9 protein-coding genes and 4 tRNA genes are annotated in these 6,467 nt (G+C 58.7%); all 13 read right to left on the reverse strand.

Features of this window, described 5'->3' with window-relative positions; genetic code table 11:
* Positions 1-42: 42 nt before the first annotated feature.
* Positions 43-612, reverse strand: coding sequence for a cutinase family protein (locus ACFWEM_RS29700; RefSeq protein WP_378539314.1), 570 nt, complete (start codon positions 610-612; stop codon positions 43-45).
* A complete protein-coding gene (locus tag ACFWEM_RS29705) occupies positions 612-842 on the reverse strand; it encodes a hypothetical protein (RefSeq protein WP_378539316.1) in 231 nt (76 codons plus the stop codon). The genes ACFWEM_RS29700 and ACFWEM_RS29705 overlap by 1 nt, the downstream gene beginning before the upstream one ends.
* A gap of 262 nt (positions 843-1,104) precedes the next feature.
* Positions 1,105-1,190, reverse strand: a tRNA-OTHER gene (locus ACFWEM_RS29710).
* A gap of 138 nt (positions 1,191-1,328) precedes the next feature.
* A tRNA-Leu gene (locus ACFWEM_RS29715) sits at positions 1,329-1,402 on the reverse strand.
* A 122-nt stretch (positions 1,403-1,524) separates the two neighbouring features.
* A tRNA-Met gene (locus tag ACFWEM_RS29720) sits at positions 1,525-1,597 on the reverse strand.
* Positions 1,598-1,865: 268 nt separating this feature from the next.
* Positions 1,866-1,942: transfer RNA gene (locus ACFWEM_RS29725), tRNA-OTHER, on the reverse strand.
* Positions 1,943-3,282: 1,340 nt separating this feature from the next.
* On the reverse strand, positions 3,283-3,504 hold the full coding sequence (locus ACFWEM_RS29730; RefSeq protein WP_378539319.1) for a hypothetical protein: 222 nt from the start codon (positions 3,502-3,504) through the stop codon (positions 3,283-3,285).
* Positions 3,501-3,884, reverse strand: coding sequence for a hypothetical protein (locus ACFWEM_RS29735; protein ID WP_378539321.1), 384 nt, complete (start codon positions 3,882-3,884; stop codon positions 3,501-3,503). The genes ACFWEM_RS29730 and ACFWEM_RS29735 overlap by 4 nt, the downstream gene beginning before the upstream one ends.
* Positions 3,885-3,925: 41 nt before the next feature.
* Positions 3,926-4,204 carry a hypothetical protein gene (locus tag ACFWEM_RS29740; RefSeq protein WP_378539322.1) on the reverse strand — a complete coding sequence of 93 codons (279 nt, stop codon included), beginning with the start codon at positions 4,202-4,204 and terminating at the stop codon, positions 3,926-3,928.
* Complete coding sequence (locus ACFWEM_RS29745) at positions 4,201-4,479, reverse strand: hypothetical protein (protein ID WP_378539323.1); 279 nt, start codon at positions 4,477-4,479, stop codon at positions 4,201-4,203. The genes ACFWEM_RS29740 and ACFWEM_RS29745 overlap by 4 nt, the downstream gene beginning before the upstream one ends.
* Positions 4,480-4,753: 274 nt before the next feature.
* A complete protein-coding gene (locus ACFWEM_RS29750; RefSeq protein WP_378539324.1) occupies positions 4,754-5,116 on the reverse strand; it encodes a hypothetical protein in 363 nt (120 codons plus the stop codon).
* Positions 5,117-5,513: 397 nt separating this feature from the next.
* A complete protein-coding gene (locus ACFWEM_RS29755) occupies positions 5,514-5,999 on the reverse strand; it encodes a hypothetical protein (protein ID WP_378539325.1) in 486 nt (161 codons plus the stop codon).
* A complete protein-coding gene (locus ACFWEM_RS29760; RefSeq protein WP_378539326.1) occupies positions 5,992-6,240 on the reverse strand; it encodes a hypothetical protein in 249 nt (82 codons plus the stop codon). The genes ACFWEM_RS29755 and ACFWEM_RS29760 overlap by 8 nt, the downstream gene beginning before the upstream one ends.
* Positions 6,241-6,467 lie beyond the last annotated feature (227 nt).

A 6,467-nucleotide genomic window follows, 5' to 3' on the forward strand; every position in this document is an offset into this window, starting at 1 on the left:
TAAGTTCGCCAACCGATCAGACCTCCGAAACATCAACGCACCTCATTCGAAGTAGCCGGTATGGACCTTGAGGTAGCCGACGATCGAACCCACCGGATCATCGTTACTCCAGTCGCAGACACCGTCGCCAGGGATGCAGTGTGACTCCACCGGAACCGCGAAAACCTCACGCTCACCAGACATCAACGCACCCGGCAAATGAAACGGCAGTTGCGTCTCGATGCCCGCGCCGGCCTGCCTTGGGTCGGAGTACAGAACCCCTTCAACGCCAGGTTTCTGTTCCTCAGTGAGAACATCACCGACAATCCGGCTTCCCTGGCTATAGCCAACCACAAGCGTGTCCTCAGGGGCTTCCGCCAACGCCTCACGCAACGCCTGCTTACCCGCATCCACACTCCGGTTGTAACTCGGCCATAACACAGTTCCCGGATACACAATGTTCGTGACAGTGTCCCCAGGCTGGATCTCGGGTGCGTGGAGTACGGCTCCGTCTCGTCCTGTTCCGTCGACAACGATCACGTTGCGGGCTTCAGCGTTGGAGGCGAGGATGATTGGGGCGAACAGTGCGCCGACAACGATTCCGATTGTTGCTGCGGCGATTGCCCTACGCATCAATCCTCATCACCATCTTCGCCTTCGTCTCCGGACAGCGTGACCGCGAGACTGTACAAAGACTGCTCAGTTCCCAATCCGTGCAACATCTTCAGAACACTGACTGCGTCTTCATACTCGACTGTCACTTTCACTGGGTGGCCGTCGAATTCGGCGCTCATCGTGAGGATTGCGGGTCCGTCATCGTCACGGATAGTTGCAGGTTCGGGCTGGACGATCGTGACGCTCACAGATTTCTCCTTGGGTTTGGATTGTGTGGGTGTGAGATTTGAAGGCTCTCAAGCCTGCATGCCAGTGCAGAGGCAGACGAGAGAGCCAGACGCATCACCCGCTTGGGGAGAGGCGTACGCGGAAGATTGACGAATCGAACGCCATGCACGTCACCGTGCACCCATCGCTTTCAAGGCGAGTCCCGGCCCAGCCGAGTTAATCTTCCAGAGAACCCTCACCGCATCACCGCTGAACGGGAGGGGCACCCTGTGAGGGAATACGTGTCTCGTGCAGGAGTCGAACCCGCCACAACAGGTACACCCGAGGACCGGTCTGGTGCCTGCGCTCTGCCGCTGAGCTAACGAGACTGAAGGCAAGGTGGTGGCCTGAACCAGACCACCACCCGCCAAGGCGGACCACGGGAACCACCCACAAGCTCACCGGATCAACACCAACCTGCCGCGACTGGCCAACGCCCGCAGATTCTCACACCGACATGTGAGCTGTGCCCGCCCCGAGACTCGAACTCGGAACACCAAGATTTTGAATCTTGCGCCTCTTCCAATTGGGCCAGGCGGGCAAACTATCTGTGCACTCAAAGGTTTCGAGGCGGCGCACCGTGCCTAGACTGACCCTGCCCACCCACAGGACATGTCAGCTGCTTTATGACCTGCCAGCTTCTATGGCAGTTGGGTCATGTTGTGGCGGTGGTGGGACTTGAACCCACGACTTCTGGGTTATGAGCCCAGCGAGCTACCAACTGCTCCACACCGCTAAGAGCTACTTTTGTTGCCGTGTTTCAGACGGTCACCGAGAGCAGCTAGCTCGGCGCTCCACGATCCCCTCGCCAGATCGTTTCGAAAAGTTCCCCAGGCGTCCGTGTGCAGCGTTGCCTACGAGAGGGTAAGTCGGCCTTCATACGGGTTGTAGTCCGACGCGGATCATTTGCCCCTGCAAGGGCTTCCCGTTGCGCAGTCAGTGGGCAGGATTTGAACCTGCATACCTGTGCCACTCTCACTGAACTGCCGGTACCAATGGCATCGTTCCCCTGGTTGGTTTTGAACCAACTACCTCGTCCTGGTGCACCAGTCCGCGCTCTAACCGATTGAGCTACAGGGAAAGTCCAATATCTACGCGTCGGGGCCGTGAACCTGGTCCCTGGCACGTCGAAGCACCGTAATCGATCGATTCACACCGGATCGATCGAAGCGAGTCCCGTTGATGTACGGGCCGGGCTCAGGCTCTGTTCCCGCCGCACCCCAAGCAACAGTCACCACCGGCTGACTGCCGTCGCCTTCTACAGCTTCTGGTCGATAAAACTTTTCTGCTGGCATCTCGCACTCATTTCTGCCCGTCTCGGGCATCGCCCCAACCTGTTGTGGGGGTGGTCAAACGCTGCAACAGCACCTGATAAGTCCGTTACAGCCGCGCTCTCTCGACCGGGTTCGAACCGGCATCTCCGCCATCACTGACGGTGCTCTCTCCCTCCTCTGCCGCTACCCTCCGACGGGGCGATACTCGGGACTCTTGAGCTACGAGAGAACTCGGACGAAACCACAATTGGGACTACCTCACCTGAGGTGTTTACATCCCGGAGAGATCCGAAGGTGCATCAGTTCGGCGGGTAGCGATAAATATCTGAGACACCCGGCTGCGAACCAACTACAACCACAACACTAACTGCCCACCATCCCGAACCGGTTTACGATGCCCACGCCCCGGACCCGCCAACTCAAACCCACGCCGATTCCGAAACTGCAACTGCGAACCCCGCTGACGCTCCTCCGCACGTTTCTTCGCCGCCATCAAAGACGCCAAGTCATAATGCAGTTCACCCCGCCCAAAGTTACTGCGCCCAACACGTAGCTTGCCTTGAGACGCCCACCGCTGGATAGTTTTCCTCGACCGTCGCGTCTCACGGCACGCATCCCAAATGTTGACCCAAACAGTTCCCATAAAACCCCCGAATCGCTCAGAAAAGCACCGGATCTAACGACTGTGGAGATTCAGGCTCAGATGACCGCAAGAGTGAATCAAGTTCCTGCCACGCCATCCTGTTGCCGTTGCGGATACTGCGGACTTCTTCCATGAACCCATCGGGAGGCTCAAACTCAGGTCTCGAACACAACCAGGAGACGATATCCCGAACAGCCGTCAAATCGCCATACAAAACCCCACGCGGCACACCCTGAACACGCCACACCCAACCCCGATGCGGAATCCCCAACACATCAGCCCACCGAAACAACACAGCAGCCTCAGCATCAGCGCAATCCAACGCATCAACATTCAACGGAGGCTTAGACTTCGGACGCGCACCAGTCGACACACGCTCCGCATCCTCCACACGTTCAACATCCGACTGATCCCGACCCGCAGCAGCGCTACTGTTTGCGTACGCTTGCCGGCGAAGGAACTCGATCACGTCCGGCGTATCCCGAACCAACTCCACTAGCTCACTCAATTGGCCTCCTCCACAGTGATATACGCCTTCGCTGCTGGGTTCACAGCGCCCAGATTGATATGCCACGACCCGACTCCAGGAACGTCCACGCCGATCCACCACGTGTTGTTGCTCATCGCCTCCAAGTGAATGCTCGCGTTGTTGGCGAGGAATTCATCAATCTCGCCGTTGACTTCACGAATCTCAGGGTTTGAGGCGATCGCTAGGTCACCAGTCACGGACGGTCAACATCAGGGATGATCACCTCAGGCTTGAAAATCACCCGATAGTGATCCGTACTCACACTCGCACCCTCAAGCTGCTCAACGAAGTACGAAACATTGTCCGACAGGCCAAGGAAATGCTTCTTAAACCCGCCGCTCGTCTTGCATGTCACATCGAGCTTCCCGCCATCAGGCTCAATCGAGCAACGGCCTTCGATGGTGAGGAGGTACTTGTCGGTGATGCCGTTGAAGAACACGATTCGGCGATCAATTTCGAACTGGTCGGCAGCTTTGGACAGGTTTTTGGATGCGACTTCGGCGTCTGTGGAGCAGCTGCTCAGTCCGATTACGGCGAGGGCGGCTGCGCTACCGATTGCGATCTTCTTGCGGGTCATGGTTCTCCTTGTGTGTGGTGCGGGAATAGTTTTGGGGGTGGTCATTTGACTCGTCGTGTTGGTTTGAATGCTGTTCTACGGGTGTGGGCTGGATCGTTCGCCCACATCGGTGGGGATTGCTTAGGTTTCGACGCTTCGGTTATCGCCTGCAGCTGCGGCAGCGCGGTCTCAATGGCTTCCGTCCACACCTCACCCATTCGCCTGAACACTTCACCGAGTTGTTTGCCCATCCGGTCCAATTCGCGCCGTGCCACGTAACCGCGGACATCGGGCAGTCCGCACAGTCTCCGCATCTCGTCATACGGAATCTGCTCGCTCATCCCGCATCCCCCGGAGTGAAGAGGACGGCGCTTGGTGATACCGCCCACGATGCGAAGGTGTACGGACGCGGATCGCCGACCGCCAACACGTATCGGAACCCTGATCCGTCAGAGGAAACAACACCAACCATGCCGTCTTCGTCTCGCAGTATCGTGCCGTCAGGTTCAGCCTTCAACTCGGTCGCGCTGTTCACCGTGCGAGGCTTCGACCAACCAGCGTCTTCCAGGCCCATTGCGATTCCGTGGGCTATGACGTTGCGGTCCGATGTGCCCACTTCGGCGACTCGCGTAAGTAGGTCGAATACCTTCTCGGCCAGTTCGTCCCTCGCGGGTGTGGCCTGTGATCGGATCTCACTCGCAACGACTCCTTCACTTGTGTCTCGTGCTCGTGGTATTTGGTGAGGGCTTCGGCTTTGGTTCTGCCGTCGAAGTACTTGTCGCACCAGAGGCATTGCAGGATGTGCCGTTTGCCGAGGTTCCTGTATCCGTCGCCTGTGTCTGCCCAGGCGTCGATGTGTTGCTGGGCGTTTTCGATGGTGGTGTCGGACATCAGTTGTCCTCACTGCTCACGTACAGGCCGAGCGGTTGTCGGACGCCTGGGTATTTGGCGTTCGCTTCGGTTTGGCGTTGGATCTGGAAGTCGATGCGTAGTCCGGTGGCGTTGACGTAGTAGTCGGTGATGGCGTTCTCGTTGAAGTGGCGCAGTGGGTCAGCATGCGGCCTCGGAAACAGTGCGTCGAAACGTTCGTCCGAGAGAATCATCCGTACATCCACGTCCCGATAGTCGGGCCGTGTCATGCATGACCCGACGAGGTATGGCGTGTCCTCGAAGATTTCACGGACGAGGACAGATGCGAGATCCAACTTGGTCAGCATCGGTGCGTCGAGATGGCACCATGGGTTCTCACTCATTGCTGTTCCCCTTCCAAAGCTGCGCGCCACCTCTGACGCATCAATAGGGCCTGCCTCTCGGAACTGTTCGGTCCGTAGTCCCTCGACCCAAAGCAAATCGGGCAATCCTGTTGCGGTGGTGAGCTGTTGCATTCCGGGCAGTAGCCGCGACGGAGCCGCCAATGTCCACGTAGACGCTGCAAAGCGGACAACTTCCGTGCTGGCAGATCAGGGCGAAGGTCGTACCCGTCCCAGCCGCAACCTTCACACGGCTGTTGTTGAACTAGGTGCAGGTCGGCGAACGCGCAGTGCGGATCAGGTAGCTCCATCGCGGGCAGTGGCGCGGGATGCAGGAACCAGTACCGTTTGCGTAGCCACTGACTGGGTTCAGTGGTCCCGAACGCGTCGTCTCCCAGGCTCATGACTCCCCTTCCAAAGCCGTGCCGATGAGTCGTGCTGCCCCCCACTGCGCTATGAGATTTCCGCCTTGCTGAAACAGGTCCCTCTGCAGTTTCTCCACCCTGGCGATCGTGGCCTCGGCCTTCTCGGCGCGGGCACGTTCACGTCCAACCTCCTGCTGGGCGATGCCGATCATTTCCCATACTGGTTCAGGTGGCCGTTCCGGTTCGTCCCAGCATTCGATCTCGGACTGCACCATGTGGCCGATCATGTGCTCTAGCGCGGCATACGTTGTGGGGCGTTCGTAGGTGAAGCCGGTCGGAGTCGTCTTCGGCCATTCGTGCCGCCCGTTCGTGTGCTGCTCCACCACCGACGCCACTTCTCGAGCTCGGACGCGCCATGCCTCCTGCCGGTGGTACGGGAGAAGGTCGAACGTGTCGATGCTGTTCGGGCTACTTCGCACCAATGCTGCTGCGATGAGGTCGGTCAACCCCGGATCAGGCATCACGAAACCCTTCCGCTCGTCCTGCTGCCTGGTATGGAAACTTGACGATCTGGTCCGGATGGTTCACGGTCAGCATATCCACGACTTCCTGGATGGCTTTGTTTGCAGACCAAAGGGTTTCAGTCCGGATATAGCGCGGGTTCCCGATACCCAATATCTCCCTGCGCTTTTCGACTATCGTGCCGTCTGCGAGCTGAACGCTGACGGTTACGTAGTTCCTTCCCGGATCAGGCGCGGTCACGACGACACCCCTGGCTCGCCGGTTTGGGCAGTGCAGTGGCACGCAGCGATGTCGAGATGGCCGCGTGAGTAGTGGTGGTCATGCACCGACCTCGGGTCTGTGCAGCCAATCAGCGTGCATCCCTTAACTTGCGGCGCGGTCACGACGACACCTCGGCTGCTCGGTGCCATCCGCAGTGCGGGGCGGGTTCGTTGACGGGCTTTCCGCAACGGCACCTGTGGATTCCG

Origin of the sequence: Rhodococcus sp. NPDC060176 (assembly GCF_042728675.1) — a bacterium.
GTDB lineage: Bacteria > Actinomycetota > Actinomycetes > Mycobacteriales > Mycobacteriaceae > Rhodococcus_F.

Excerpts from the sequence above, each read along its gene's own strand:
- ACFWEM_RS29740 (WP_378539322.1), bottom strand. The coding sequence starts at position 4,204 with ATGAGCGAGCAGATTCCGTATGACGAGATGCGGAGACTGTGCGGACTG.
- ACFWEM_RS29735 (WP_378539321.1), bottom strand. The coding sequence starts at position 3,884 with ATGACCCGCAAGAAGATCGCAATCGGTAGCGCAGCCGCCCTCGCCGTA.
- ACFWEM_RS29750 (WP_378539324.1), bottom strand. The coding sequence starts at position 5,116 with ATGAGTGAGAACCCATGGTGCCATCTCGACGCACCGATGCTGACCAAG.
- ACFWEM_RS29755 (WP_378539325.1), bottom strand. The coding sequence starts at position 5,999 with ATGCCTGATCCGGGGTTGACCGACCTCATCGCAGCAGCATTGGTGCGA.
- ACFWEM_RS29700 (WP_378539314.1), bottom strand. The coding sequence starts at position 612 with ATGCGTAGGGCAATCGCCGCAGCAACAATCGGAATCGTTGTCGGCGCA.